Origin of the sequence: Rhodococcus sp. RDE2, from assembly GCF_020885655.1 — a bacterium.
GTDB lineage: Bacteria > Actinomycetota > Actinomycetes > Mycobacteriales > Mycobacteriaceae > Rhodococcus > Rhodococcus pyridinivorans.
Genome location: NZ_AP025186.1, coordinates 611,091 through 634,095 on the forward strand (window position 1 = coordinate 611,091; position 23,005 = coordinate 634,095).

Here is a 23,005-nt window from a genome sequence, read left to right on the forward strand (position 1 = left end):
GTTCGGGGCCCGGGGTTACGGGCTTAACGGTCGGCCGAGAGGACGAGCGCGCTGTGCGGCACCGGCGATCCGCCCGTGACCAGCACGTTGTCGAGAGTCTTGGTGGGCTGGTTCACGGAGGTGCCGCGGATGAGCCGGACACCCTCGGCGATGCCGTTCACGCCGTGGATGTAGCCTTCGCCGAGCTGCCCGCCATGGGTGTTGATCGGCAGGCGGCCGTCGACCTCGAGGTTGCCTTCGGCGATGAAGTCCTTGGCCTCGCCGCGGCCGCAGAAGCCGTACTCCTCGAGTTGGAGCAGCACCATCGGGGTGAAGGCGTCGTACAGGATCGCGGCGTCTATACCTTCGGGACCGAAGCCGGCCTGTGCCCACATCTGCCGGGCGACGAGTTCGACCTCGGGCATCGCGTCGATGTCGTCGCGGTAGTAGCTGCTCATCGAGATCTGCTGAGGACCGACGCCCTGCGCCGCGGCGGTGATGATCGCCGGAGGATGCGGAAGATCTCGGGCGCGTTCGGCGCTCACGATGACCAGTGCCTGGCCGCCGTCGCTCTCCTGGCAGCAGTCCAGCAGGCGCAGCGGGTCGGCGAGCATCCGGGAGTTCTGGTGGTCGTCGATGGTGATGGGCCGCTCGTAGAACCAGGCCTTGGGGTTGTTCGCCGCGTGCTTGCGCGAGAGCACCGAGATCTGCCCGAAGTCCGCACTGGTCGCCCCGTACTTGTGCATGTAGGTGCGTGCCAGGAAGGCTTCCTGCTGAGCGGGAGTGAGCAGACCGTAGGGGTTGATCCAGTTCCGGTATTCCTGGTCGGTGTTCGAGTTGTACGCGAACGGCGGCGGACCGGCACCGAAACGGTGGCCCGAGCGCTCGTTGAACGCGCGATAGACGACCACGACATCGGCCACACCACTGGAAACGGCGAGTGCAGCCTGCTGCACGGGTGCGCAGGCGCCGCCACCGCCGTGCGGGATGCGGCTGAAGAACTTGAGTTCGGGGATGCCGAGCGCGCGGGCGACGGCGATCTCCGGGTTGGTCTCCATGGTGAACAGCGCGAAGCCGTCGACCTCTTCGACACCGATCTGCGCGTCCTCGAGAGCGGCGAGGACCGACTCGCACGCGAGCTGCCATTCGCTGCGGCCGGAATTCTTGGAGAACTCCGTGGCTCCGATGCCGGCGATAGCAGCGGCTCCGGAGAAGCCCTTGACGGTCATCGTGTCTTCCTCTCGTAGGGCTCCACCACGACCTCGGCGGTGACGTGGACGCCTCTGCTGTTGCGGCCCTGCACCTTCAGGGTGACGGTCGCGCCCTCGACGGCGGTCACCTCACCGTTCATGTGCATGGGGTCGCCGGGGAAACAGGGCACGCCCAGACGCAGCGACGCGCGGCGTACACGCGCCGACGGTCCGGTCCAGTCGGTGACGTACCGGTCGACGAATCCGTTGGTGGCGTTGATGCTCATGAACACGTCCGGGGTACCGCGTCCGAGTGCGGCATCCGGATCGTGGTGCACGTCCTCGAAATCCTGTGATGCGATCGCGGTGGCCACGATGGTCGTGCGATCGATCGGCAGGACGAGTTCGGGAAGTTCCTGTCCGACAGTGCATTCGGCGAGGTTCATGCTTGTCCTCCGGGCTTGCGCAGCTGGGGCAGGATCTCACCGTGCGCGTGCTCGGAGAATCCCACCTCGAGTTCCATGCCGATCTCGAGCGTGTCGTGGTCGACACCCGCGATGTCGGCGACGATGCGGATGCCTTCCTCGAGGTCGATCAGTCCGACGGCGAGCGGGTACTCGAAGGCCGGATCCTGGGGGTGGTGGATGACGGTCCAGCTGTGGAGCGTTCCGCGACGCGAGGATTCGACCGTCTTCCATTCGAACGAACGGCAGGCGGGGCAGGCCGGGCCCGGCGGGTGGCGCAGAGTGTCGCACTCGTTGCACTGCTGGATCTCGAGTCGGCCCTCACGGACGGCGTCGAACCAGAACTGGTTGTCCTGGGTGATGGTGAGCCGGGGGACGGCGGTCATCGCGTCTCCTTGTCGGTGTTCGGGTTGAACCGGAGCATCCGGAATCGTTCCTCGGCGACGAGTTCGCCGTTCTGGTCCTCGTAGCGCTTGTACAGGGTGAAGAATCGCCCGTCGCCGAGACCCGTTCGCTTGACTCCGGATACGGATTCGATCGTGTAGTGGGCGGTGATGTGGTCGCCCGGGACGATTTCGCGGTGGTAGTCCTGCTCGACGTTAGTCGCGACGACCGAGGTGAAGCCCTCGCGGTCCAGGTCGGCGAGCATCCGGGAGTACGCGAAGTCCTCCACGACGCCCTCGGTGCGCTTGCGCTGGACCTCGCGCCAGCGACGGTAGCCGGCCATGATCCAGGTCGAGATCATCGCGGGCGGGCAGACGATCGACTCGCGTCCGGTCTCGCGAGCGGCCTCGGCGTCGACGTAGATCGGATTGAAGTCGTCGTGGGCCTCGACCCAGTTCCGGATCATGGCGTCGTTGACGACGTATCGGGCCACACGGGGCGGTTCGGCCACCTGCCCGACGTATTTCTCGTAGTCCTGCTCGACGGTCTGCATGGCCCACTCACTCCTCTTCGGCACGCGCGTTCGTCGTCACGCTAAGGCGGGCCGACAAGCGGGATCCCCCCATTCCCACTGAGCAGGAGCGTGACGGCGGACACCGGAAGCCGGTACCGAACCAAGCGATTGCTTGGTAAGTTGTGGGCGTGGAACCCGCGCATCCTGCGGGGTGAACGACGTGGAGGCAGTGAATGGATCTGGGACTCGACGGCGCAGTCGTGCTCGTCACCGGAGGCATACGGGGAGTCGGCGCAGGTATCACCAAGGTGTTCCTCCGCGCCGGAGCGACCGTCGTGACATGTGCACGCAACGAACCCGAACACCCCGTCGAAGCGGACGGGCGGACCGCGGAATTCCTGCCGTGCGACGTCCGGGACGCCGATCAGGTGAAAGCCTTGATCGACAGCATCATCGACCGCCACGGCCGGCTCGACGCAGTGGTGAACAATGCCGGCGGCTCGCCCTATGCGCTGGCGGCCGACGCGAGTCCGAAGTTCCACGCCAAGATCGTGGAGCTGAACCTGCTGTCTCCGCTGCTGGTCGCGCAGGCCGCCAACGCGGTGATGCAGAAGCAGGACACCGGCGGTTCGATCGTCAACATCTCGAGTGTGAGCGGGTCGCGCCCCTCGCCGGGCACCGCGGCCTACGGTGCGGCCAAGGCGGGTGTCGACAGCCTCGCCCAGTCGCTCGCCGTCGAGTGGGCCCCGAAGGTACGGGTGAACTCGGTGGTGGTCGGCCTTGTCGAAACCGAACAGTCGCACCTGTTCTACGGAGACAAGGCCGGCGTCGCCGCAGTCGGCGAGACCGTTCCGCTGGGACGGCTGGCCCAGCCCGAAGATATCGGCCACTGCGCCGCATTCCTGGCCTCTCCGCTGTCGGCCTACGTCAGCGGATCGACATTGACCGTCCACGGTGGCGGTGAACGCCCTGCCTACATGGCAGCGGCCGAAACGAAGGAGACGAAGTGAGTGGACTGCTGGACGGGCGCGTCGTCATCGTGACCGGCGCCGGGCGAGGATTGGGTCGCGCCCATGCCCTCGCCTTCGCCGCGGAGGGTGCGAAGGTCGTCGTCAACGACATCGGTGTCGGCAGTGACGGTTCGGCCACGGGTGAGTCGCCCGGCGAGCTGGTCGTCGAGGAGATCCGCGCGGCCGGGGGAGAAGCCGTCGTCAACGGCGACGACGTCGCCGACTGGGCCGGCGCCGAGAACCTCGTCAAGACCGCCCTCGACAACTTCGGCCGACTCGACGTGCTCGTCAACAACGCCGGATTCCTGCGCGACCGCATGCTCGCCAACATGAGCGAGGAGGAGTGGGACGCTGTCATCCGCGTGCACCTCAAGGGGCACTTCGCGCCGATGCGTCACGCCATGAGCTACTGGCGCGCCGAGTCCAAGGCCGGCAATCCCGTCGACGCCCGCATCATCAACACCAGCTCGGGCGCCGGACTGATGGGCAGCATCGGTCAGGGCAACTACGCCGCGGCCAAGGCCGGCATCGCGACGCTCACGATCCAGGCCGCAGCCGAATTCGGCCGCTACGGGGTGACCGTCAACGCGATCGCGCCCTCGGCGCGCACCCGCATGACCGTCGGTGCCGGTGGCGCGATGGCCGAGATGATGGCCGCGCCCGAAGAGGGTTTCGACGCCATGGCGCCGGAGAACGTCTCGCCGCTCGTCGTATGGCTCGGCAGTGCCGAAGCGAAGGACGTGACCGGGCGCGTGTTCGAGGCCGAAGGTGGCAAGGTGTCGCTGGCCGACGGATGGCGCCACGGTGAGGCGATCGACAAGGGCGACCGCTGGGATCCGAAGGAACTCGGTCCCGTCGTCGAGAAGCTGATCGCAGCGTCGCAGCCGCCGACGCCGGTCTACGGAGCGTGATGTCCTCGTGCGCGTTTCCGGTGGTCGCCACCGGAAACGCGCACGGGCAGCCGATCTAGGCGGGCGTGCGGATGATGAGGGTGGAGCCGGGGAAGTAGGCGGCGAGTTCGGAGCGCGCCTGCTTGAGCGTGGCGGTGCCGTAACCCTGCTTGCGGAACTCGGGATGCACCCAGATCCGCACGTCGACCTCGTTGCCGGTCAGCTCACCGAACGCGAAGCCGATTGCCTTCGGCTCGTCGCCCGAAAGATCCTCGGCCACAAGCCACATCCCGGACTCGTCGTCCATCAGCTCGGCGCCGCGCTGCCGCTCGGACTCGACCAGCTCGTCGCTGTCCGCGCCCAGCTGGTCGGCGCAGCGGACCTTGAACAGCGCCGTGTCGGCCGCGCTGTGGGAGATAGGACGCAGCCGGAAATGCGCGCCGGTCGCGTACGGACGCGCCGCCGTCGTCCACTGCAGCACCGCATCGAGATCGTCGAGTTCCTCGCGGATCTTCTTGCGCTCCGCCTGGGTGAGGCGGCGGAACGGAAGATTCAGCACGGCCTCCGCGCAGAACTCGTCGGTGTCGAGCAGCGAAGCGAGTTTCGCGACCGCGTCGCCCCGGTCCTTGCTCTCGACGATCACGTCGAGCACCTCGTGGCGTCGTTCGAGCGCCCGGAGCAGCGCGGCCGCGATCTCCCGCCGGTCGAGCACTTTGTCGTGATTGGTGGTTGCCATCGTGCGACATCCTTTCGTCGAGAACCTGGACGTACGAGACTCAGTATTCCCGCACGGGACCGTCCCGGCGAACCGTGCCGGCCGGGACGCTCACTCGCACACGACGACGGGAATCACACGGTCGGTCCATGACTGGTACTTGTCGAAGTCCGGGTACATCGCGGTGAGCATCGGCCAATACCGCGCCCGCTCCTCCTCGTTCGCGACCCGCGCGTGCATCGTCCGCACCCGCGACTTGATCTGGACGGTCACCTCGGGGTTCGCCTGGATGTTCCGGAACCACAAGGGATGCTTGGGAAGTCCCCCCTGTGACGCCACCAGCACCACCTTGTCGCCGTCTTCGAGGAACAGCAGGGGAGCCGTCCGGGGCTGCCCGGTCTTCCGTCCGGTCGTGGTCACCAGACACACGGGAACTCCCCGCGGGAACGCGCTTCCGACTCGCCACTTGCCCCCTATGCGCCCGCCCGTGGCCCGGTAAGCCGCGACGTTCAAGCGCGACCCCCATTTGATGATCGACGTCGTGGCGTTGGACCGGAGTCCTTTCGGGGCGTTCTCGGTACCCAACTCAGATCCGTTCGATGATCGTGCCCGTGGCCAAGGCTCCGCCCGCGCACATCGAGATCAGCGCGGTCGACGCGTCGCGGCGCTCGAGTTCGTGCAGCGCGGTGGTGATCAGGCGCGAGCCCGTGGAACCGACGGGATGGCCGAGCGCGATGGCACCGCCGTTGACGTTGACCTTGTCCATGTCCGGTCCGTGCACCTGGGCCCAGGACAGCAGTACCGACGCAAAGGCCTCGTTGACCTCGAACAGGTCGAGATCGCCGATGCTCATGCCGGCCTTCTCGAGAACCTTCGCGGTGGCCTGGACGGGGCCGTCGAGGTGGAACTCGGGTTCGGCGCCGACGAGTGCCTGCGCGACGATCCGCGCCCGCGGCTTCAGTCCGAGTGCCTTCGCCCGGTCGGAGTCCATGAGCAGCACGGCGGCGGCTCCGTCGGAGATCTGCGACGAGGTGCCGGCGGTGTGGATGCCGCCCTCGAGCACGGGCTTCAGCTTCGCCAGCGACTCGGCCGACGTCTCGCGCAGACCCTGGTCGCGGGTGACGGTCGCCTTCTCGCCGGTGCGGTTGCCCTCCTTGTCGACGACGGGTGCGACGACCGGCAGCACCTCGCGGTCGAACCGGCCCTCGTCCCAGGCCTGCTTCGCGAGCTGCTGCGAGCGCACGCCGAGGGCGTCGACATCCTCGCGGGTGATGCCGCGGCGCCGCGCGATGCGTTCGGCGGCCTCGAACTGATTGGGCATGTCGATGTTCCAGGACTCCGGCCGGCGCGGGCCCGCCTGGTCGCCGACGTTGGCGCCGAGGGGCACCTGGGTCATCGCCTCGATACCGCACGCGATGCCCACGTCGATGGCGCCGGTGGCGATGAGGCCTGCGATGAGGTGGTTGGCCTGCTGCGCCGATCCGCACTGGGCGTCGATGGTGGTCGCGCCGACCTGCCAGGGCAGGCCCGCGTTGAGCCACGCGGTGCGGGTGATGTTGTTGGACTGGGCGCCCGCCTGGGTGACGCAGCCACCGATGACCTGTTCGACGAGCTCGGCGTCGATGCCGGCGCGTTCGACGAGTCCGGCCTGGACGGCGCCCAGGATCTCGGCAGCGTGCAGGCCCGCGAGCCATCCACCCCGCTTGCCGATCGGGGTCCGTGCGGCCTCGACGATGACTGGTGTGCCCACTTCGGGCTCCTTTCTCCTACGTTCTTCGCAAAATAGAACAGGTTTCTCCGAGAGGCAACAGAACTTGATTATCACACGGGACGTGCGGATCTCTTGGTCGCACGGCGCACCTGTGTTTGAATGGTTCTAGAACGTGTTACAAATCACGCGAGCGGTACTCGCCAGGGCAGGAGAGATATCAGTGGCGCAGCCGAACATCCCCGAAGACATCGACTTCACCGATCCCGATCTGTACGCAGACCGTATGCCGTTCGAAGAGTTCGCGGAATTGCGCAAGACGGCACCGGTGTGGTGGAACAAGAAGTCTCCCGACGTCGGTGGTTTCCACGACGAGGGTTTCTGGGTTGTCTCCCGGCACGAGGAGGTCCGTGAGGTCTCCCGCCGGAGCGACGTGTTCTCCAACTGGGAGAACACTGCGATTCCGCGGTTCAACGACGACATTCCGCGCGAGGCCATCGAACTGCAGCGCCACGTCCTGCTCAACAAGGACGCCCCCGAGCACACCAAGCTGCGCAAACTCGTCGCCCGAGGCTTCACGCCCCGTGCGATCAACGGCCTGCGCGACGAGCTCGACCGTCGCTCCAAGATGATCGTCCAGGAGGCCTGCCAGGCCGGTCAGGGTGACTTCGTCACGCAGATCGCCGCGGAACTGCCGCTGCAGGCGATCGCCGATCTCATCGGCGTCCCGCAGGAGGACCGCGCGAAGATCTTCGAGTGGTCCAACCAGATGACGGGCTACGACGACCCGGACAACACCGCCGATCCGGCGGCCGCCTCCATGGAGGTGCTGGGCTACGCCTACCAGATGGCCGCCGCCCGCAAGGAGAACCCGGCCGACGACATCGTCACCACCCTCATCGAGGCCGACATCGACGGCGACGAGCTGGCTCCCGAGGAGTTCGGCTTCTTCTTCATCGTCCTCGCGGTGGCTGGCAACGAGACCACCCGCAACGCTATCACCCACGGCATGGCGGCCTTCCTCGACAACCCCGAGCAGTGGGAGATCTTCAAGCGCGACCGGCCGAAGACCGCCGCCGACGAGATCATCCGCTGGGCCACCCCGGTCACCTCGTTTCAGCGCACGGCGCTCGAGGACACCGAGCTCGGCGGACAGACGATCCGCAAGGGCGAGCGCGTGGTCATGCTGTACGCCTCGGCCAACAACGACGAAGAGGTGTTCGAGAACCCCCGCGAGTTCGATATTCTCCGGGATCCCAACCCGCACCTCGCCTTCGGTGGCACCGGTGCGCACTACTGCCTCGGCGCGAACCTCGCCCGCATGGAGATCGACCTGATCTTCAACGCCATCGCCGATCACATCCCCGACATCACCAAGATCGGCGACCCGCACCGTCTGCGGTCGGGCTGGCTCAACGGCATCAAGGAGTTCCAGGTCGACTACAAGACCTCGGGTGGGTGCCCGGTCCAGCACTGACCGAACCGAACACCGACCGAACCGAACATCGAGGTCCCCGGCCACCCCTGCGCGCCGGGGACCTCGCACATCCCGTGTCGTCTACCGGGCCTCGGACCTGCGGGCGATCCACCACATCGCGGCCCCCGTCGCGAGCACACCGGCTACCGATACACCGGTCGTCAGAACCGTCCACGAGTCCGGCGCCCACCCGGACGGGGAACCGGTGAGAGGCGTGTAGGCGGTCCATCCGAATCGGGTGAGCAGAGGCAACGCCATCACGGCGGGCAGCGAGAAGGAGGCGGCGGTGACCGCGCTCGTCGACGGTAGTGCCGCGCTGATCGTGTACGCGGCTGCCACCGGAAGAACGAAGAGGGTCGCCAGGAGGTGGACGTTGTCCCAGGGCGTACGAGTGAAGATCGCCGTGATCGTGACGAACGCGAGCACGCCCACTCCGGCCATCGGCATCGGCGCGCGACGGCCCAGCCACGCGCCGACGGCGGCGAGCACGACCATCACGGCCGGCAGGAACCATCCGCCGGGTATCCACGAGGGAGCGGTACCCGCGGCGACGGCCACGGCGAAGGCGGCGAGCAGGACCGATCCGATTCTCTCGCGCAGCCACAGGGCAGCACCGATCACAAGTGGGACAGCGACGATGCCCCACAGCCATCGTCCGTTCCCGCCGGGATTCGCATCCGGAGACCACACGGCACTGTGAAGAGACCGATACAGCACGACGGCAACGAGCGGTAGGCCGATACCGACCACCGTTTCCCTCACATCCCATCGTCGTTCGTCGACCGAAGCGGGAGCACCGGCACGCATCACGAGAGCCGCTGTTGCCACCGCGATGACAGTCGCCGAGAGAACCGTCCACACCGCGTTGGCGGGCTGCGCCGACACCTCGAGGTACACGGCGCTTCCGGGCGAGGAGGCCGCGAACTCCCGGTATTCCGCGATGGGTTCTGCGGTGAGCAGCGCGGCGACGACGCCACCGGTCATCACCGCGGGGAGTCGGGTGCCCGCGATTCGGGCGCAGCAGACGACGAGGGCACCGAGCACCAGGCCTGCACCGACCGCCGAGACGTACATGTCGAACCGCCACGCACCCGGCATGGCGACAACCGCCACGAGTGCGGCTCCGGCCACGACGGTGACGAGCGCGCCCACCCGGTGGCGTAACCACAGCGTGATCAACACGGTGACCAGCGCTCCCGTGGCAGACGCGGTGATACCCGAAGTCTCCACGGCACCGAATCCGAACCCGGTATCGAGTGGATAGGTGTCGACGCTCGGCGCGGCGAGGACGGTTCCGGCGGTGAAACTGCCGACGGCTGCGAGCGCGTAGAGAATCCAGGAGAGCACCCCCTACCTTCTCCGAGCGGTCACCGGGACGCGACGCCGACACGCCGGACGGCGACGCGGTCAGGTCAGGCGGCGAAGATCCTCGGAGGTGTCGACGTCTCCGGGGTCGCCGAGCCCGGTGCAGTCGAGACGCTGCACGCGGTCACGATTGCGGGTGAGGAAGGACCGCGCGCCCTCGTCGCCGGTGGCCTCCTCGGCGGCAGTGAACGCGTCGGCGAGGTCGAACACCACCGGGTGACCGGGACGATCCTCGAAGACGGGGAGCGTGACCGTGCCCGGCCGGTGCTCAGCCAGGACGTGGCGCACCAGATCGGCCGTGATGCCGGGAAAGTCGACGACGGTGAGCGCGACCCGGTCGTGGGTGCGCGCCGCGTCCACCCCGCGGCGCAGGGAGGTCGACATGCCGTCGGACCAGTCGGGATTGTGCACCGCCGTGGCGCCGGCCGGACAGGCTGCGGCGACCTCGTCGCCGAACGCACCGACCACCACCACGACCTCGTCGCAACCACCGCCGAGCAGCGCATCGACGACGGTATGCAGCAGAGGACGGCCACGGTGGGGGAGCAACGCCTTCGCGCGTCCACCCAACCGCGAGCCGTCCCCTGCTGCGAGAACGATTCCGGCGGTCGGCATACCGCCGATGCTACGAGACCGGTCGCAGAGTCTTCATCGCGCGATCCACTTCCCAGAACGCACGCAGCGACACGATCTTCCCGCCGCCGTCGACCCGGTAGACGAACACGCCCTCCGCGTCGATGAGATTGCCCGCCATCGTCGTGCGGATCGTGCCTATGTTGACGCATTCGTCGCCGCACACCAGCACGTCGTCGACGAGGAACTCGAGCTTGTCGGTGTTCGCGATGGTCATGTCGTAGAACTTCGCGATCGCCTCGTGCCCGTGGTGTCCTTTGCCCTCGGGATCGAAACCGGACGGGCCGACGGGATCTTCGACGCACGCATCCTCGGCGAACAGCGCGAGCCACTCGTCCTTGCGTTTCCCGCTCGCCGCCGTCTGCGACGCCCGGGCCGCCACGCGCGCCGGATGTTCCTCGCTCATGCCGCGTCCTTTCCGTGGATGTACTTGTCGGCGAACTTCCGTAGCGATTCCTGCTTCGCCTCGAGCGGCGAGTCGAATCCGTGCCCGTCGAAGATCCACGGCACCACGATGATGTCGGTGACCCCGGCGTCGGCGAGTTCGGCATAACCGGAGCTGCCGAACCTGTCGACGCACACGGCCTGGATCTCGAACGGCTCGTCGCTGCGGCCGTACTCGGCACGCAACTCGCGCAGGCGCGTGATGACCTCGACGAGATCGTCGTACTTGATCATCGCCGACGTCCAACCATCCCCGACCCGGGCCGCGCGCCGCAGCGCCACATCGGTGTGCCCACCGACGTAGAACGGCACCGGCTCGGTGGGGGCGGGGCTCATCTGGAGCCGGTCGAAATCGTAGAACTCGCCGTGGTGCTCGACCATGCCACCGCCGAGGATCAGCTTCAGCACGTCGATCATCTCGTCCACGCGCTTGCCGCGCTTGGCGTACGGGACGCCGCACCACTCGAATTCCTCCGGCGCCCATCCGATCCCGACACCGAGACCGAACCGGTTGCCGGTGAGATTGGCGACCGAACCGACCTGCCGGGCCAGCAACACCGGATTGCGCGAGCCGAGTTTGAGCACCTGCGTGTAGAACCGGATCGTCGACGTGGCGGCCGCCATGGACGCCGCGGCGATGAGCGGATCGACCCACGGGGTGTCGGGTGTCCACATCCGCGAACCGTCGGGGGTGTACGGATAGTCGACCGTCTGCTTCTCCATGTAGAACAGGGAGTCGGGCAGGGCGATCGACGTGTATCCGCACTTCTCGGCGGTCTGCGCGATGCCGGTGAGCTGGTCGAGCGGGGTCATCGCGACCCCGACGGTGAACGAGACCATGCCCGCCTCCTAGTTCGTGGGCCGGTCGGAGCCCACGACCCACATCGAGAAGTACTGCGAGCCACCACCGTAGGCGTGGCCGAGCGCCTTGCGGGCACCGTCCACCTGGTGGTCTCCCGCCTTGCCCATCACCTGGATCGCGGCCTCGGCGAAGCGGATCATGCCCGACGCACCGATCGGGTTGGAGCAGAGCACGCCGCCGGACATGTTGATCGGCAACTGGCCGCCGATGGCCGTCTCGCCGGCCTCGGTGAGCTTCCAGCCCGAACCCTCGGGGGTGAAGCCGAGATTCTCGAGCCACATCGGCTCGAACCACGAGAACGGCACGTAGATCTCGGCGCAGTCGATCTCGGTGAGCGGATCGGTGATACCGGCCTGCTTCCACAGCGCCGCGGCGGCGACCCGGCCGGCCTCCGGATTGACCTGGTCGCGACCGGCATAGGTGGTCGGTTCGGTGCGCATCGCGGTGGCGTGGATCCAGGCCACCTTGCGGCCCGACTGCTCGGCGGCCTTCGCGGTGTCCTCGTCGCCGAGCACGACTGCGCACGCACCGTCGGACGACGGGCACGTCTCGTCGTACCGGATCGGGTCCCACAGCATCTGCGAGGCCTGCACCTTCTCCAGGGTGATCTCGGGCTGCTTCAGATGGGCGTACGGATTCTTGGCGCCGTTGAGACGGTCCTTGACCGCGACCATCGCTCCGATGTGCTCGGGCGCGCCGGACCGGCGGATGTACGAACGGACGTGCGGCGCGAAGTAGCCGCCCGCACCGGCACCGACCGGCATGGTGAACGGGACCGGTGTGGACAGCGCCCACATCGCGTTCGACTCGGACTGCTTCTCCCAGGCCACCGCGAGCACCCGGCGGTGCACACCGGCCTGTACGAGGCTTGCCGCGACGTTCGCCGTCGAGCCCCCGACGGACCCGGCGGTGTGCACGCGCAGCATCGGCTTGCCCGTGGCGCCGATGGCGTCGACCATCGACAGTTCGGGCATCATGACGCCCTCGAACAGGTCGGGGGCCTTGCCGATCACGACGGCGTCGATGTCGTCCCAGCCCACCTGGGCGTCTGCCATGGCTCGGTCGATCGCCTCGCGGACGAGGCCGGACATCGACACGTCGTGCCGCTTGGCGACGTAGTGGGTCTGCCCGGTTCCGAGGACAGCTGCGGGTTGCTTCGCCATCAGTTGCGTCCCTCCAGAACGGCTACCAGATTCTGTTGCAGCACAGCACCGCTCGTCGCATGCGCGAGTGCACGTCCGGCCGTGCCGTCCATGATCGCCTGCGCTGCGTAACCGATGCGCTCGAGACCGCCGGAGAACATCGGGTTGCCCGTCAGCGGTCCGCCGGACGGGTTGATCGTCGTCGAATCGTCCAGGCCGATCGCCTCGCGGAGGATGAGCTCCTGATGCGTGAACGGCGCGTGCAGTTCGGCGACGTCGAAGGCGGTGTCGCCACCGGTGACCGCCTGCGCGGCAGCCCGTGCGGAGGCCGACACCGTGAGGTCGAGCGAGCCGAAGTTCGGTGAGTCGGTGCGATGTTCGATCCCGGTGATCCACGCGGGGTTCTCGCACAGCTCGCGGGCCCGGTCGCCGCTCGCGAGGACGATCGCGGCGGCACCGTCGGTGACCGGAGCGCAGTCGTGCTTGCGCAGCGGATCGGCGATGTACGGCTGCGAGAGCAGGTCCTCGATGTCGAGATCACCCGAGAGCTGGGCCTTCGGGTTGTTCTTCGCGGCCGCGCGGCTGCGCACCGCGACCTCGGCCATCTCGCGGTCGGTCCACTTGCCGGAGTCGAGACCCATGCGGGCCTGCAGGCCGGCGAGTGAGACGGAGTCGACGCCGAGCGGTGCCACGAGGTACGGATCGAGCTGCAGGGAGAGGGTGCGCCGCAGGGTGCCGGCCGAGGACTTGCCGAAGCCGTAGACGAGGGCGGTGTCGACCTCACCGGTGATGAGCTTGACCCACGCCTCGTAGAGCGCCCAGGCCGCGTCCATCTCGACATGCGACTCGTTGATGGGCGGGACCGCACCGATCGCGTCGATCGCCGAGATGAACGAGAACGCGCGTCCGGCAAGGTAATCGGAGGAACCCGAGCACCAGAATCCGATGTCGGACTTGGTGATGCCGAGCTTGTCGTACAGCTCCTGGAAGCACGGGACGAGCATCTCGACGCCGTTGGTGGTGCCGAACGTCTCGCGCACGTGCGGAGCATGTGCGAAGCCGACGACTGCAATGTCTGTCATGGTGTCCGCTGCTCCTAGAGGTGGTGTTTGAAGGTGTCGTAGTCGGCGTCGGGTTCACCGGTGGGCCGGAAGTACTCGATGTTGCGTAGCGTGTGGTCCCACTCCTCGCGCGGACGCCACTTGGCCTCGACGCGCATGCCCATCCGCACCTCGGAGGCGTCGCACTCGAGGATCAGGTGCAGGAAGGGGATGTCGGCGCCGTCGAGCAGCACGTAGGCGGCGACGTAGGGCGGCTTGATCTGCTGGCCCATGAACGGGACGTTGACGATGCAGAAGGTGGTGACGATGCCCTTGTCGGAGACCTCCACCGGTTCCTTGGTGGGCACGCCGTCGGTCGGGCTCGCACCGCGCGGCGGCACGTAGACCTTGCCGCCCGGCCCGGTGCGACCACCGATGATCTTGCCTTCCTTCAGTCCTCGCAGGTACCAGGACTCCTCGGGGGAGGCCGAATGGCGGTAGTGCAGGTCGACGGGGGTGGTGATCATGGTGACCGGTTCGCCGTCGCCCGCATCCACGGTGAGGGTCGACTCGCCGGGTTCGAACGCCTCGATGTCGTGGATGTCGCCGGTGCGCTCGGCGGCCCAGCGCACCCGCACGCGCAGACCCGTCGCGATCTCGTCCGCGGACGCGACGTCGACCGCGTGCAGCAGCGTCGTGTCGGCTCCGTCGAGACGGATCAGCGCCCACGCGAACGGCCGGTCGAACGGCTGTCCGGGCAACGGCTCGGCGTTCCACGTCCAGCTCACCACGGTGCCGGTCTGTCCGACCTCGACGAAATCGGTGAGCGGTTCATGGGTGGCCGCGTCGAATTCGGGGGGCGGGACGAGGACCCGTCCGTCGGATCCGCGCGCGCCGAGAATGCGGCCGTCGCGCAGTCCGGTGACGAAGGCTCCGACGGTCGGTCCGGTGGATCGCGTGTAGTCGAACTTCAGATTCAGCGGTGCGCTCAGCGGTGGCTCGGCAACCGCGCTCTTTCCCAGGCTCACAATTTCGAGTAGAACAGGTTCTAGTGTTGCTGGCAAGAGCGGCGCGCGAACTGCACCTCGCCGCGATTCGTCCGACAGGAAAGGCGTCCAATGAGACTGGGACTGCAACTCGGTTACTGGGGTGCTCAGCCACCCCCGAACGCACCGGAACTCGTTGCTGCGGCCGAGGCCGAAGGATTCGACGCCGTCTTCGCCGCCGAATCGTGGGGGTCCGATGCGTTCACTCCGCTCGCGTGGTGGGGCTCGTCCACCGAGCGGGTGCGGCTCGGCACGTCCGTCGTGCAGATCTCTGCGCGCACACCGACGAGTTGCGCGATGCACGCGCTCACACTCGATCACCTCTCGGGTGGCCGGCACATCCTCGGCCTCGGCGTCTCGGGGCCGCAGGTGGTGGAGGGCTGGTACGGGCAGCCGTTCGCGAAGCCCCTCGCGCGCACCCGCGAGTACGTCGACGTGATCCGCAAGGTGCTCGCGCGCGAAGAACCGGTGACCAGCGACGGACCGCACTTCCCGCTGCCCTATGCGGGCGCCGGCTCCACCGGGCTCGGCAAACCGCTCAAGCCCATCACGCATCCCTTGCGGTCGGACATCCCGATCTGGATCGGTGCCGAAGGCCCGAAGAACGTCGCGCTCACCGCCGAGATCGCCGACGGCTGGCTCGCGATCTACTACACCCCGCGGCTGGCGTCGATGTACGACGAGTGGCTCGACGAGGGGTTCGCCCGGCCGGGTGCCCGGCGCACCCGCGAGGACTTCGAGATCGCCGCGACCTGCCAGGTGGTCGTCACCGACGACCGTGCGGCGACCATCGCGGCGATGAAACCGGTGACGGCGCTGTACGTCGGGGGAATGGGCGCGCCCGAGTTGAACTTCCACGCGCAGGTCTACCGGCGGATGGGGTACGACGCCGTGGTCGAGGAGGTGACCGCGCTGTTCCGTGCCGGTCGCAAGGACGAGGCGGCCGCCGTGATCCCGGACGAGATGATCACCGAGACGATGATCGTCGGCGACGTCGACGAGGTGCGCGAAGGTGTGAAGCGGTGGGAGGAGGCCGGCGTGACGATGCTGCTGGTCGGTTGTCGCGACGTCGATCAGGTTCGCACGATCGCCGACGTGGTGCTCCGTTAGACCGTGGTGTTGCGCTGAGCGCGACAACGGGCGGAAACCGTTCCGTGAGGACGGTTTCCGCCCGCCGCGTGCGGACGTCAGGAGGCGTAGGCCGCCTTCAGCTTGCCCTTCACCAGCTTGCCCGTGGGGGTGCGGGGCAGTTCGTCGACGAAGTCCACCGACCGCGGCACCTTGAAGTGGGCGACCCGTTCGCGCACGTATGCGATGAGCTCGTCGGCGAGATCGGGTGATGCGGTGGCACCGGACGACACCTGCACGACGGCCTTGACCTCCTCGCCCATCTCCGGATGCGGCACGCCGATCACGGCGACGTCCTCGACGGCCGGATGCAGGGCGAGGACGTTCTCGATCTCCTGCGGATAGATGTTCACCCCGCCGGAGATGATCGTGAACGACTTGCGGTCGGTCAGATACAGGTAACCGTCCTCGTCGAGATAACCGAGGTCGCCGACCGTGGTCCAGGTGGGGTGCTCGGGATGCTGCGACGCCGCGGTCTTCTCGGGATCGTTGTGGTACGAGAACGGAACCTTCTCGTACTCGAGATAGATCGTCCCCACCTCGCCGGCCGGAAGTTCGCGCCCTTCCTCGTCGCAGATGTGCGCGGGCCCGAGCACACTCTTACCGACCGAACCCGGGTGTTCGAGCCATTCCTGACTGTTGATGAACGTGATCCCGTTGGCCTCGGTGGAGCTGTAGTACTCGTAGATCACCGGTCCGAGCCAGTCGATCATCGCCCGCTTGACCTCCGGCGGGCACGGCGCGGCGGCGTGAACGAGCACGCGCAGACTCGACAGGTCGTGGCGGGCGCGGATTTCGTCGTCGAGCTTGAGCATGCGCACGAACATCGTCGGCACCATCTGCCCGGCGGTGATCTTGTGCTCCTCGATGTGCCGGAGTGCGGTCTCGGCGTCGAACTTCTCGGCGAGGACCACCGTGCCGCCGAGCGCGTGGATCGCCCCACCCCAGCGCAGAGGCGCTGCGTGATAGATCGGGGCGGGGGAGTAGTAGACGTCGGAGTCGGTGAGGCCGAAGAGGAACTGCGCCACCGTCACCAGCGGCTCACCGGGTTCGTCGACGCGACGTTCCGGGAGATCCGGCTGGATTCCCTTGGGGAAGCCCGTGGTTCCGGACGAGTACAGCATGATGGCGCCGCACGGCTCCTCGTCGAGCCGTGGACCGGCCGCGGCGAGGGCGTCCTCGTACGACTCGAAACCGCGCACGGCGCCGCCGAACGCGAGTCGCGCGGAACCGATCGTGACCTTCTCGCCGACCTGCTCGGAGAGATCGCCCAGTGTGGCCGACACGATCAGGGCCTTGGCGCCGCTGTCCTCGACGATGTACGCCACCTCGCCGGCGGTGAGATGACTGTTGACCGCCGTGATGTACAACCCGGACCGCATTGCGGCCCAGAATACCTCGAAGGCCTCCGGCAGGTTCTCGGTGAGGAGGGCGACGACGTCGCCGGAGCGGAGCCCGGCATCGTGCAGCACTCGGGCGAGCGCTGCCGACCGGTCGTCGAGTTCGCGGTAGGTCAGGCTCCGGCCGCTGTCGGCCAGGACGACGGCGAGCTTGTCCGGGGCGGTGCGGGCGTGGACTCCTGGATACATGGGCTCCTCATTACCTCGGCGAACGCTGTGGACTTGTGTTGTGGGTCACAGCAGGCAATGTAGCAGAGCTAATGACATGACTGTGACCGCGCTCTCACGGATGGGAGCGCGTCCACAGCGGCGCAGGTCAGGAGCCGGTGAACTTCGGGGCACGCTTCTCGGCGAATGCCCGCGGACCCTCTTTGGCGTCTGCGCTCTTGAAGACGGCGGCACCGAGCTCGGCGTCGATCCGGAATGCCTCCTCCTCGTGCAGACCTTCCGAGTTGCGGATGGTCCGGAGGATGGCCTGCACCGCGACCGGGCCGTTGTTCGCGATCGTCTCGGCGATCTCGAGGGCCTTGTCGAGTGCGGTGCCGTCAGGGACGACGTAACCGATGAGCCCGATCTCCTTGGCCTCGGCGGCCTTGATGTGGCGGCCGGTGAGCAGGATGTCGGCGGCGATCGTGTACGGGATCTGCCGGACGAGACGCACGGCGGATCCGCCGAGCGGGAACAGTCCCCACTTCGCCTCGGAGACACCGAATTTCGCGCTCTCGCCGGCGACACGGATGTCGGTGCCCTGCAGGATCTCGGTGCCGCCGGCGATGGCGGCGCCCTCGACGGCCGCGATCAGCGGCTTCGTCAGGCGGCGACCCTTCAGCAACGCCGGCAGGCGCGACAGGTCCCACCCACCCCCGTTGCCATTCCCGTCGCTCCGCTCGCCCTGCTCGAACTTGTCTCCGGGAGGCGCTGCATTCATGGCCTTGAGATCGGCACCCGCGCAGAACGCGCCACCGGCGCCGGTGAGGATCGCGACGCGGATCTCGGGATCGTTGTCGACGCGGTCCCACGTCTCGTTCATGATCGCCATCATCTCGCCGGACAGCGCATTTCGTGCTTCGGGCCGATTGAGCGTGACGATCAGGACGTGGCCGCGTTGCTCGACGAGGCAGTGCGGTTCGCGGGACGAGATGTCCGAATCGGCTGCGCCGGGGGCTTCGGTAGCGGACACTGGCAGGACTCCTCGCGGTGTTGTGAACTGGATCATATTCGGGTCTTGTCAGAAACGGTAACACGTTCTACTTTTGTCGGCGTGGCCCTAAACATCGCAGACCTCGTCGAACACGCAATCGACCTCGTTCCCGAGCGCGTCGCGCTGGCCTCGGACGGACGTGAGGTCACCTACGCACAGCTGGAGGAACGAGCCAACCGACTTGCTCATTACCTGCGCGAACAAGGAGTGAAGCCGGGTGACAAGGTCGGCATCTACTCCCGGAACACCATCGAGGCCGTAGAGGCGATGATCGCGGTCTTCAAGATCCGCGCCATCATGATCAACGTCAACTACCGCTATGTCGAGAACGAGTTGCAGTACATCTTCGACAACTCCGACATGGTGGCCCTCATCCACGAGCGCCGGTACTCCGACAAGGTGGCGAACGTCCTCCCGAGCACACCGCTGGTGAAGACCGTCGTGGTGGTCGAGGACGGAACCGACGTCGACTTCTCGGCCTACGGCGGCGTCGAATACGAAGCGGCACTGGCGCAGAGCTCGCCGGAACGCGACTTCGAAGACCGTAGCGCCGACGACATCTACATCCTCTACACCGGCGGCACCACCGGTCATCCCAAGGGTGTGATGTGGCGTCACGAGGACGTCTGGCGCGTCCTCGGCGGCGGTATCAACTTCATGACCGGCGAGTGGGTCAAGGACGAATGGCAGCTGGCGAAGGAGGGCGCCGAGAATCCCGGTCTCGTGCGCTATCCCATCCCGCCGATGATCCACGGTGGCGCCCAGTGGGCGCTGTTCCAGTCGCTGTTCAGCGGCGGCAAGGTCGTCATGCACCCCGAGTTCTCGGGCCACGAGGTGTGGCGCATCATCGACGACCACAAGGTCAACGTCATCTTCATCACCGGCGACGCGATGGCCCGCCCCATGCTCGACGCACTCGAGGAGGGCAACCCGAAGACCGGTAAGCCCTACGACCTCTCGACGCTGTTCGCCATGGCGTCGAGTGCCGCTCTGTTCTCCCCGTCCATCAAGGATCGTTTCCTCGACCTGCTGCCCGGCAAGGTCATCACCGACTCCATCGGTTCGTCCGAGACCGGCTTCGGCGGCATCGGTATCGCCGAGAAGGGCAAGACCCTCGGCGGTGGCCCCACGGTGAAGATCGACGAGTCGACCACCGTCCTCGATGACGACGGCAACCCGATCGAACCGGGTTCCGGCAAGGTCGGCATGGTCGCGCGCACCGGCAACATCCCGCTCGGCTACTACAAGGACGAGGCCAAGACCAAGGCGACCTTCCGCGAGTACAACGGGATCCGCTACTCGATCCCCGGCGACTACGCGCGCGTCGAGGCCGACGGCACCGTCACGATGCTCGGCCGCGGTTCGGTCTCGATCAACAGTGGTGGCGAGAAGGTCTACCCCGAAGAGGTCGAGGGTGCACTCAAGCAGCACCCGGCGGTCTTCGACGCCCTGGTGGTCGGTGTGCCGGACGAGCGCTTCGGCGAGCGGGTCTCCGCCGTCGTCGCCCTGCGCGAGGGCGAGCAGACGACGCTCGACGAACTCATGTCGACGGCACGGTCGAAGATCGCGGGGTACAAGGTGCCGCGCGCGGTGTGGTTCGTCGACGAGATCAAGCGGTCGCCGGCGGGTAAGCCCGACTACCGGTGGGCCAAGGACCAGACCGGATTGCGTCCGGCCGACGAGGTCTACAACAACGGCGACGGCAACGGCGCCGCGGCGACGGGATAGAAGGACACATGCAGACCGGCCTCAGCAAGAAGTTCGGTATCGAGTATCCGATCTTCGGATTCACGCCCTCCGAACACGTCGCGGCGGCGATCAGCCGCGCGGGCGGACTCGGCGTCCTCGGGTGCGTGCGGTTCAACGATCCGGAGGAACTCGATGCCGTCCTGACGTGGATGGACGAGAACACCGACGGTAAGCCGTACGGCGTCGACATCGTGATGCCCGCCAAGGTGCCCACGGAGGGCACCGCCGTGGACCTCGACAAACTGATCCCCGCCGAGCACCGTGCCTTCGTCAATCGCACGCTCGACGAACTCGGTGTGCCGCCGCTGTCCGACGACGTCGGCGAGGCGAGCGGTGTTCTGGGCTGGCTGCATTCGGTCGCGCGCTCGCACGTCGACGTCGCCCTCGCGCACCGGCCCGCCCTGATCGCCAACGCATTGGGATCGCCGCCGAAGGACGTCATCGACCTCGCGCACGAGAAGGGGGTGCCGGTCGCGGCACTCGCGGGTGCGGTCGAGCACGCGAAGCGGCACGTCGAGAACGGTGTCGACATCGTGATCGCGCAGGGCTACGAGGCCGGCGGGCACACCGGTGAGATCGCGTCGATGGTGCTGTGGCCCGAAATCGTCGATGCACTCGGCGATTCCGCGGCAGTGCTTGCCGCCGGCGGTGTGGGATCGGGACGGCAGGTCGCGGCGGCGCTGGCCCTCGGCGCCTCCGGTGTGTGGATGGGTTCGTACTGGCTCACCACCTCGGAGTACAAGCTCGGAGCGGCCGCGCACGGCCCCTCGTCGATCCAGCGCGCGTTGCTCGGAGCGAGCTCGTCCGACACCGTGCGGTCGCGGATCTACTCGGGCAAGCCCGCGCGTCTGCTCAAGACCAAGTGGACGGAGGCGTGGTCGAAACCCGATGCGCCCGAACCGCTGCCGATGCCGCTACAGAACATCCTCGTGAGCGAGGCGCACCAGCGCATGTCGGCGGCCGACGACCCCGAGGCCGTCGCGATGCCGGTCGGGCAGGTGGTGGGGCGGATGAACGAGATCCGTCCCGTCGCGGAGATCATGGCCGAACTCGTCCGGGGCTACGACGAGGCGGTCGATCGGCTGAACGAGGCGCGCTAGACAGGACCACGGTGGCGGGGTGGCAGGTGCCCGGGGTGGAGTGATCCACCCCGGGCATCGTCTGCTCGGGAGCGGCGCCGGAGAAGGGCCAGGGCCGAGAGGGATCAGCGGCGGACCAGGATCTTCAACAGCTCTTGGATCTGCGTGGCCGTGGGGGAGGGCAGGCTGTCGCGGCCGTAGAGGAAGCCGATGCCCGCGTAGACGAGGGTGCCGGCACGCAGCTCCGCTTCTTCCTCGTCGAAACCCAGTTCGAGGAAACAGTTTCGGACGATGGCCATGATGCGCTGGTCGAGTGCGCGGACCGACTCGGCGACCTGCGGATCGCTGCGCGCCCATTCGCGCACCGCGACCTCGGCCTCCCAGGCGCGTTCGTCGACGAGCATCGCACCCATGTGGGCGAGCCGTTCGTCGACGGGCAGTTCTTCGAGGTTCGTCAGGCCGCGCGCGGCGTCGTTGTCCTGCGAGGTGTAGCGGGTGGCGATGGCCTTCATCAGGTCGTCGATGTCGGAGAAGTGCCAGTAGAAGCTACCTTTGGTGACTCCGAGTTCGTCGCACAGGCGCGAGATCTTCACGGCGCTGCGTCCTTCGGAGACCAGCAGGCGCAGACCCGCCTCGGTCCAGTCGTCGAGGGACAGCCGTGGTCGTCTGCCCGACCGGCGACCACTCCTCGCCGGTTGCTCTGCCACGGATGGTCACCTCGTCTCGATCGGATCCGAAATCGAGACTACATGCCCGAACCGGGCAGTGCCGTGAGGACGGCATCGCGTGCCGAGCCGTCGTGGGGGAGTGCCCAATGGTGAACGCATGGTGACGGATCCGGCCCGGGAAGCGTGACCACGGTCGAGGTGGGCAGCGCCCCGTTCTCGGGTGGGACGACGAGTCCGTCGCAGCGGGAGACGATGTCGGTGTAGTCGATCCCGGCCGTGGGCACGCCGCGTGAGTGCAGGTTGCGTAGGAGATCCGATCCGGCGATGATCTCGCGGCATCCGGCACACAGGGGGTCGACGAGCGGCTTCTCGAGGGCGAGGACCGCGTCGTAGGTGCCGAGGTCGCGGCTGATCTGCTCGGCGGCGGCCAGTCCGGCGATCTCCGTGCCGTGCCACATCGCACCGAGCGTGGTCAGCGACCGGACCCGATCGTTGCCGTGATCCTGCAGGTATCGCTGGGTGACGAGGGAACCGGCGCCGTGCGCCACGACGTCGACCGTGCACTGCGATCGCTGCCCGCACAGCTCGTCCAGAGCGTAGGCCAGGTCGCGTGCGCCCGCGTCGACGCCCCGCAGGCCGGCGAGGGGGACCGGGACATCGGTGCCCCTCGCCGGTTCGCCCCAGGTGACGGGGACGGTGCAGAAGCCGGCTCCGGTGAGGTCGGCGCGCAGATCGGACCACACGTCCGGAGTGCTCGCGAGGTCGTGGACGAGCGCCACGGCAGCGTCTGCGCCGGAGCACGGCGCAGGGCTCGGATCGGCCGCTGCGGGCGCCGGAGCCACCGCGCCGAGGGTGAGAACAGCGACCGCCGAAACCATCGCCGAGCAGGGGGATCGAGTCATCTGCACTCCTCTGTG

At 67.5% G+C, this 23,005-nt stretch carries 24 protein-coding genes; 6 read left to right on the forward strand and 18 right to left on the reverse strand.

Features of this window, described 5'->3' with window-relative positions; translation table 11 throughout:
- Positions 1 to 23: 23 nt before the first annotated feature.
- From LPH33_RS02840 to LPH33_RS02855, 4 genes are read right to left on the reverse strand one after another with little or no spacing between them, the layout of a single operon-like run.
- Complete coding sequence (locus LPH33_RS02840; protein ID WP_160873685.1) at positions 24 to 1,208, reverse strand: lipid-transfer protein; 1,185 nt, start codon at positions 1,206 to 1,208, stop codon at positions 24 to 26.
- The gene (locus tag LPH33_RS02845) at positions 1,205 to 1,615 is read right to left on the reverse strand and encodes a MaoC/PaaZ C-terminal domain-containing protein (RefSeq protein WP_064063463.1); all 411 of its coding nucleotides are present in this window, start codon (positions 1,613 to 1,615) and stop codon (positions 1,205 to 1,207) included. Before LPH33_RS02845 ends, LPH33_RS02840 begins: the two co-directional genes overlap by 4 nt.
- A complete protein-coding gene (locus LPH33_RS02850) occupies positions 1,612 to 2,019 on the reverse strand; it encodes a Zn-ribbon domain-containing OB-fold protein (RefSeq protein ID WP_016931875.1) in 408 nt (135 codons plus the stop codon). The genes LPH33_RS02845 and LPH33_RS02850 overlap by 4 nt, the downstream gene beginning before the upstream one ends.
- On the reverse strand, positions 2,016 to 2,570 hold the full coding sequence (locus LPH33_RS02855) for an FAS1-like dehydratase domain-containing protein (protein WP_060653721.1): 555 nt from the start codon (positions 2,568 to 2,570) through the stop codon (positions 2,016 to 2,018). The genes LPH33_RS02850 and LPH33_RS02855 overlap by 4 nt, the downstream gene beginning before the upstream one ends.
- A gap of 194 nt (positions 2,571 to 2,764) precedes the next feature.
- Here LPH33_RS02855 and LPH33_RS02860 point away from each other — a divergent pair, with 194 nt between their 5' ends.
- Entirely contained in the window at positions 2,765 to 3,541 is a 777-nt protein-coding gene (locus tag LPH33_RS02860; RefSeq protein ID WP_106200673.1) for an SDR family oxidoreductase, read from the forward strand.
- Positions 3,538 to 4,452 carry an SDR family oxidoreductase gene (locus LPH33_RS02865; RefSeq protein ID WP_106200672.1) on the forward strand — a complete coding sequence of 305 codons (915 nt, stop codon included), beginning with the start codon at positions 3,538 to 3,540 and terminating at the stop codon, positions 4,450 to 4,452. Before LPH33_RS02860 ends, LPH33_RS02865 begins: the two co-directional genes overlap by 4 nt.
- Before the next feature lie 55 nt (positions 4,453 to 4,507).
- Here LPH33_RS02865 and LPH33_RS02870 read toward each other — a convergent pair whose 3' ends face one another.
- The 3 genes from LPH33_RS02870 to LPH33_RS02880 form a co-directional block, all read right to left on the reverse strand.
- Positions 4,508 to 5,167 carry a GNAT family N-acetyltransferase gene (locus LPH33_RS02870; protein WP_106200671.1) on the reverse strand — a complete coding sequence of 220 codons (660 nt, stop codon included), beginning with the start codon at positions 5,165 to 5,167 and terminating at the stop codon, positions 4,508 to 4,510.
- A gap of 90 nt (positions 5,168 to 5,257) precedes the next feature.
- Positions 5,258 to 5,731, reverse strand: a complete 474-nt coding sequence (locus LPH33_RS02875) for a nitroreductase family deazaflavin-dependent oxidoreductase (protein ID WP_106200670.1) — start codon at positions 5,729 to 5,731, stop codon at positions 5,258 to 5,260.
- Position 5,732: 1 nt separating this feature from the next.
- Positions 5,733 to 6,896, reverse strand: a complete 1,164-nt coding sequence (locus tag LPH33_RS02880; protein WP_006551920.1) for a steroid 3-ketoacyl-CoA thiolase — start codon at positions 6,894 to 6,896, stop codon at positions 5,733 to 5,735.
- 181 nt (positions 6,897 to 7,077) lie between these two features.
- Here LPH33_RS02880 and LPH33_RS02885 point away from each other — a divergent pair, with 181 nt between their 5' ends.
- Positions 7,078 to 8,331 carry a cytochrome P450 gene (locus LPH33_RS02885; protein ID WP_016694670.1) on the forward strand — a complete coding sequence of 418 codons (1,254 nt, stop codon included), beginning with the start codon at positions 7,078 to 7,080 and terminating at the stop codon, positions 8,329 to 8,331.
- An 81-nt stretch (positions 8,332 to 8,412) separates the two neighbouring features.
- On the opposite strand, the gene LPH33_RS02890 is transcribed toward LPH33_RS02885, so the two are convergent.
- Genes LPH33_RS02890 through LPH33_RS02920 form a run of 7 tightly spaced genes read right to left on the reverse strand, consistent with a single transcriptional unit; the run spans position 8,413 to position 14,845 of the window.
- The gene (locus tag LPH33_RS02890; protein WP_229566966.1) at positions 8,413 to 9,678 is read right to left on the reverse strand and encodes a hypothetical protein; all 1,266 of its coding nucleotides are present in this window, start codon (positions 9,676 to 9,678) and stop codon (positions 8,413 to 8,415) included.
- A gap of 60 nt (positions 9,679 to 9,738) precedes the next feature.
- On the reverse strand, positions 9,739 to 10,311 hold the full coding sequence (locus LPH33_RS02895) for a nucleotidyltransferase family protein (RefSeq protein ID WP_229566967.1): 573 nt from the start codon (positions 10,309 to 10,311) through the stop codon (positions 9,739 to 9,741).
- 10 nt (positions 10,312 to 10,321) lie between these two features.
- Entirely contained in the window at positions 10,322 to 10,735 is a 414-nt protein-coding gene (locus tag LPH33_RS02900) for a nuclear transport factor 2 family protein (protein WP_229566968.1), read from the reverse strand.
- A complete protein-coding gene (locus tag LPH33_RS02905) occupies positions 10,732 to 11,613 on the reverse strand; it encodes a TIGR03619 family F420-dependent LLM class oxidoreductase (protein ID WP_229566969.1) in 882 nt (293 codons plus the stop codon). The genes LPH33_RS02900 and LPH33_RS02905 overlap by 4 nt, the downstream gene beginning before the upstream one ends.
- Positions 11,614 to 11,622: 9 nt before the next feature.
- A complete protein-coding gene (locus LPH33_RS02910) occupies positions 11,623 to 12,798 on the reverse strand; it encodes a thiolase domain-containing protein (RefSeq protein ID WP_120281367.1) in 1,176 nt (391 codons plus the stop codon).
- On the reverse strand, positions 12,798 to 13,859 hold the full coding sequence (locus LPH33_RS02915) for a thiolase domain-containing protein (protein ID WP_060653743.1): 1,062 nt from the start codon (positions 13,857 to 13,859) through the stop codon (positions 12,798 to 12,800). The genes LPH33_RS02910 and LPH33_RS02915 overlap by 1 nt, the downstream gene beginning before the upstream one ends.
- Positions 13,860 to 13,873: 14 nt before the next feature.
- Positions 13,874 to 14,845: a Zn-ribbon domain-containing OB-fold protein gene (locus LPH33_RS02920; RefSeq protein ID WP_160873693.1), complete on the reverse strand. Its 972-nt coding sequence runs from the start codon at positions 14,843 to 14,845 to the stop codon at positions 13,874 to 13,876.
- Between the two features lie 90 nt (positions 14,846 to 14,935).
- On the opposite strand from LPH33_RS02920, the gene LPH33_RS02925 reads away from it, so the two are divergent.
- Positions 14,936 to 15,973, forward strand: coding sequence for an LLM class F420-dependent oxidoreductase (locus LPH33_RS02925; RefSeq protein WP_160873694.1), 1,038 nt, complete (start codon positions 14,936 to 14,938; stop codon positions 15,971 to 15,973).
- 77 nt (positions 15,974 to 16,050) lie between these two features.
- On the opposite strand, the gene LPH33_RS02930 is transcribed toward LPH33_RS02925, so the two are convergent.
- Together LPH33_RS02930 and LPH33_RS02935 are read right to left on the reverse strand one after the other, a co-directional pair.
- The gene (locus tag LPH33_RS02930; protein WP_229566970.1) at positions 16,051 to 17,580 is read right to left on the reverse strand and encodes an AMP-binding protein; all 1,530 of its coding nucleotides are present in this window, start codon (positions 17,578 to 17,580) and stop codon (positions 16,051 to 16,053) included.
- Between the two features lie 127 nt (positions 17,581 to 17,707).
- Positions 17,708 to 18,607 carry a crotonase/enoyl-CoA hydratase family protein gene (locus LPH33_RS02935; RefSeq protein ID WP_229566971.1) on the reverse strand — a complete coding sequence of 300 codons (900 nt, stop codon included), beginning with the start codon at positions 18,605 to 18,607 and terminating at the stop codon, positions 17,708 to 17,710.
- A 45-nt stretch (positions 18,608 to 18,652) separates the two neighbouring features.
- On the opposite strand from LPH33_RS02935, the gene LPH33_RS02940 reads away from it, so the two are divergent.
- Together LPH33_RS02940 and LPH33_RS02945 are read left to right on the forward strand one after the other, a co-directional pair.
- Positions 18,653 to 20,320 carry an acyl-CoA synthetase gene (locus tag LPH33_RS02940; protein ID WP_229566972.1) on the forward strand — a complete coding sequence of 556 codons (1,668 nt, stop codon included), beginning with the start codon at positions 18,653 to 18,655 and terminating at the stop codon, positions 20,318 to 20,320.
- An 8-nt stretch (positions 20,321 to 20,328) separates the two neighbouring features.
- Positions 20,329 to 21,441: an NAD(P)H-dependent flavin oxidoreductase gene (locus LPH33_RS02945; protein WP_160873698.1), complete on the forward strand. Its 1,113-nt coding sequence runs from the start codon at positions 20,329 to 20,331 to the stop codon at positions 21,439 to 21,441.
- 104 nt (positions 21,442 to 21,545) lie between these two features.
- On the opposite strand, the gene LPH33_RS02950 is transcribed toward LPH33_RS02945, so the two are convergent.
- Together LPH33_RS02950 and LPH33_RS02955 are read right to left on the reverse strand one after the other, a co-directional pair.
- Complete coding sequence (locus LPH33_RS02950; protein WP_229566973.1) at positions 21,546 to 22,127, reverse strand: TetR/AcrR family transcriptional regulator; 582 nt, start codon at positions 22,125 to 22,127, stop codon at positions 21,546 to 21,548.
- Positions 22,128 to 22,165: 38 nt separating this feature from the next.
- The gene (locus tag LPH33_RS02955) at positions 22,166 to 22,990 is read right to left on the reverse strand and encodes an esterase/lipase family protein (protein ID WP_229566974.1); all 825 of its coding nucleotides are present in this window, start codon (positions 22,988 to 22,990) and stop codon (positions 22,166 to 22,168) included.
- Between the last annotated feature and the right edge of the window lie 15 nt (positions 22,991 to 23,005).

Coding starts and splice junctions, on each gene's coding strand:
- LPH33_RS02855 (WP_060653721.1), bottom strand. CDS start 2,570: ATGCAGACCGTCGAGCAGGACTACGAGAAATACGTCGGGCAGGTGGCC.
- LPH33_RS02915 (WP_060653743.1), bottom strand. CDS start 13,859: ATGACAGACATTGCAGTCGTCGGCTTCGCACATGCTCCGCACGTGCGC.
- LPH33_RS02870 (WP_106200671.1), bottom strand. CDS start 5,167: ATGGCAACCACCAATCACGACAAAGTGCTCGACCGGCGGGAGATCGCG.
- LPH33_RS02935 (WP_229566971.1), bottom strand. CDS start 18,607: ATGATCCAGTTCACAACACCGCGAGGAGTCCTGCCAGTGTCCGCTACC.
- LPH33_RS02910 (WP_120281367.1), bottom strand. CDS start 12,798: ATGGCGAAGCAACCCGCAGCTGTCCTCGGAACCGGGCAGACCCACTAC.
- LPH33_RS02850 (WP_016931875.1), bottom strand. CDS start 2,019: ATGACCGCCGTCCCCCGGCTCACCATCACCCAGGACAACCAGTTCTGG.
- LPH33_RS02860 (WP_106200673.1), top strand. CDS start 2,765: ATGGATCTGGGACTCGACGGCGCAGTCGTGCTCGTCACCGGAGGCATA.
- LPH33_RS02925 (WP_160873694.1), top strand. CDS start 14,936: ATGAGACTGGGACTGCAACTCGGTTACTGGGGTGCTCAGCCACCCCCG.
- LPH33_RS02955 (WP_229566974.1), bottom strand. CDS start 22,990: ATGACTCGATCCCCCTGCTCGGCGATGGTTTCGGCGGTCGCTGTTCTC.
- LPH33_RS02840 (WP_160873685.1), bottom strand. CDS start 1,208: ATGACCGTCAAGGGCTTCTCCGGAGCCGCTGCTATCGCCGGCATCGGA.
- LPH33_RS02900 (WP_229566968.1), bottom strand. CDS start 10,735: ATGAGCGAGGAACATCCGGCGCGCGTGGCGGCCCGGGCGTCGCAGACG.
- LPH33_RS02930 (WP_229566970.1), bottom strand. CDS start 17,580: ATGTATCCAGGAGTCCACGCCCGCACCGCCCCGGACAAGCTCGCCGTC.
- LPH33_RS02945 (WP_160873698.1), top strand. CDS start 20,329: ATGCAGACCGGCCTCAGCAAGAAGTTCGGTATCGAGTATCCGATCTTC.
- LPH33_RS02905 (WP_229566969.1), bottom strand. CDS start 11,613: ATGGTCTCGTTCACCGTCGGGGTCGCGATGACCCCGCTCGACCAGCTC.
- LPH33_RS02845 (WP_064063463.1), bottom strand. CDS start 1,615: ATGAACCTCGCCGAATGCACTGTCGGACAGGAACTTCCCGAACTCGTC.
- LPH33_RS02895 (WP_229566967.1), bottom strand. CDS start 10,311: ATGCCGACCGCCGGAATCGTTCTCGCAGCAGGGGACGGCTCGCGGTTG.